General features: G+C 71.8%; 3 protein-coding genes. 1 reads left to right on the forward strand and 2 read right to left on the reverse strand.

Annotated elements, in window-relative coordinates; translation table 11 throughout:
• Positions 1 to 69: 69 nt before the first annotated feature.
• Complete coding sequence (locus ACWD3D_RS35830) at positions 70 to 369, reverse strand: hypothetical protein (protein WP_451464844.1); 300 nt, start codon at positions 367 to 369, stop codon at positions 70 to 72.
• 133 nt (positions 370 to 502) lie between these two features.
• Entirely contained in the window at positions 503 to 1,657 is a 1,155-nt protein-coding gene (locus ACWD3D_RS35835) for an adenosine deaminase (RefSeq protein ID WP_451464845.1), read from the reverse strand.
• A gap of 103 nt (positions 1,658 to 1,760) precedes the next feature.
• On the opposite strand from ACWD3D_RS35835, the gene ACWD3D_RS35840 reads away from it, so the two are divergent.
• Complete coding sequence (locus ACWD3D_RS35840; protein WP_451464846.1) at positions 1,761 to 2,546, forward strand: alpha/beta hydrolase; 786 nt, start codon at positions 1,761 to 1,763, stop codon at positions 2,544 to 2,546.
• Positions 2,547 to 2,655: the final 109 nt, after the last annotated feature.

Genomic DNA, 2,655 nt, shown 5'->3' on the forward strand with positions numbered 1-2,655 from the left:
ACGCGTACTGCGCACCACCGTTCACCACTTGGACGCCGGGGCCGTCAGTCCGTCCAGCCGGGCGCCGGGTCAGCCGCCGATCGGGAGGCCGTTCGCGGTCAGCCCCTTGGTCGGCAGTCCGCCGAGCAGCTGGGTGACGGGCTTGGCGGCGTCGGTGGCCTTGCCGCCGAGGAGGCTGCCGGTGGTCTCCTTGACCGGGAGGGTCGACGCGGCCTGGCCGAGGTTGGCCAGCGCGTCGGTGGAGACGGGCAGGGAGGAGCCCGCGTCGAGCGGGAGCGCCGGGGCGGCGGACGCGCTGCCGGCGGCGGCAGCGGCGAAAGCGGCACCGAGAGCGGCGACACCGAGAATGCGGGCGGAGGAGAGCTTCATGACGTTCGTCCTTGGGGAAAGGGGATGCGAGCGGCTCTGCAAACTAGTCACCCCGCTCCCCGCTCCGCAAATGGCGCGACACACGGAAAAGGGCCGGGAAATGTGTTCCCCGGCCCTTTCGGAACCTGCGCCGTCAGCCCTGTTCGAGCGAGGAAACGCTGGTCGCGGCGGTCTGACTGAACAGCCATGCGGACTTCAGTTCGGCGTATCCCGGCTTGACCACGTCGTTGATCATCGCGAGACGTTCATCGAAAGGAATGAATGCTGATTTCATCGCATTGACGGTGAACCACTGCATGTCGTCGAGCGTGTATCCGAACGTTTCGGTCAGCCGCTCGAATTCCTGGCTCATGCTGGTCCCGCTCATCAGGCGGTTGTCGGTATTGACCGTGGCGCGGAAGTGCAGGGTACGCAGCAGACCGATCGGGTGCTCCGCGTAGGAGGGAGCGGCACCGGTCTGGAGGTTCGAGGTGGGGCACAGCTCCAGCGGGATGCGCTTGTCGCGTACGTAACTGGCGAGGCGGCCGAGCTTGACCGTGCCGTCCTCGGCGACCTCGATGTCGTCGATGATCCGGACCCCGTGACCGAGCCGGTCGGCGCCGCACCACTGGAGGGCCTGCCAGATCGACGGGAGGCCGAACGCCTCGCCGGCGTGGATGGTGAAGTGGTTGTTCTCCCGCTTGAGGTACTCGAAGGCGTCCAGGTGGCGGGTGGGAGGGAAACCGGCCTCGGCGCCGGCGATGTCGAAGCCCACGACTCCGGAGTCCCGGTAGCGGTTGGCGAGTTCGGCGATCTCCAGCGAGCGGGCGGCGTGCCGCATCGCGGTGAGCAGCGCGCCGACCCGGATGCGCCGGCCGGCCTCGCGCGCGAGCCGCTCCCCTTCGCGGAAGCCGTCGTTGACCGCCTCCACGACCTCTTCGAGAGTGAGGCCGGCGGTCAGGTGCTGCTCGGGGGCGTACCGCACCTCCGCGTAGACGACGCCGTCCTCGGCGAGGTCCTGGGCGCACTCGGACGCGACCCGGTGGAGCGCCTCGCGGGTCTGCATGACGGCGCAGGTGTGGGCGAAGGTCTCCAGGTAGCGCTCCAGCGAACCGGAGTCGGCGGCCTCGCGGAACCAGGCGCCCAGCTTGCCGGGGTCGGCCTCCGGAAGGTCCTCGTACCCCTGTGCCAGGGCGAGTTCGACGATGGTCCCGGGGCGCAGCCCCCCGTCGAGATGGTCGTGGAGGAGCACCTTCGGGGCGCGGCGGATCTGATCGGCGTCGGGGACGGCGCGGAGCTGGCTCATCATCTGCGTACTCTAGCGCCTACGCGCGTAGATCGCCGAGTGAAGATACGTAACAGAGACCGTGCGGACAGGTGGAGTACACCCGGGCTTCTGAGAATGTTCTGTCATGGCAACGCGCGCGCTTCCCATGCCCACCGCCCGGCTCGGGCGGACCGTCCGGGCCGCGGGACCTTCCTCGGAGGTCGGTGGTGTCGTCCTGCTGCTCCCGGACGGAGCCGTCGAATCCCACCGCCGCCCCTCCCCCTTCACCTACGCCGGCCAACTCCCGTTCGCCCGCGCCCTGGCGAGAGCCGGCCGCGAGGACGGGCTGACGGTGCACGTCCTGCACTACCGCCACCGCGGCTGGAACGCCCAGGACGCCGATCCGGCGGCGGACGCCGAGTGGGCGGCGGACGAGGTGGTGCGCCGCTACGGCGACGTGCCCGTCTGTCTCGTCGGTCACGGCATGGGCGGCCGGGCCGCCCTGCGGGCGGCGGGTCACCCCGCGGTCTCCGCCGTACTGGCGATGTCCCCCTGGCTGCCGGGCCAGGCCGGAACCCCGGCGCGTACCGGGCCGGAGACGGCCGCCGAGCCGGTGAAGCAGCTCGCGGGGCGCCGGGTGCTCATCGTGCACGGCACCAACGACGCCCACACCGACCCCGAACTCTCCTTCCGGCTGGCCTCCCGCGCCAAGAAGGCCAACCGGGACATCTGCCGCTTCGAGGTCCACTCGGACGGGCACGCGCTCCGTCAGCACCGGGCCGAAGTGGTGGCGCTGGCCTCCGACTTCGTCCAGGGCTCGCTCTTCGCCCGCTCCTACGCCCGGCCGGTCGCCGACGCGCTGGCCGCGCCGCCGCCGCTGGGGCTGCGGATGCCGCTCGCCGCCGGCTTCGGGCAGTCGCTGAAGCGCTGAGGCGGGTCACGGAAGTCGGCTGGGGGGGGGCCCGCGCGGGAGGAGGGGGGGGGGCCCCCCCCGGGGGCGGGCCCGGGGCGGGAAAACCCCCCGGGGGCGGCGCGGCGCG

It is taken from the genome of Streptomyces sp. NPDC002690, assembly GCF_053592415.1.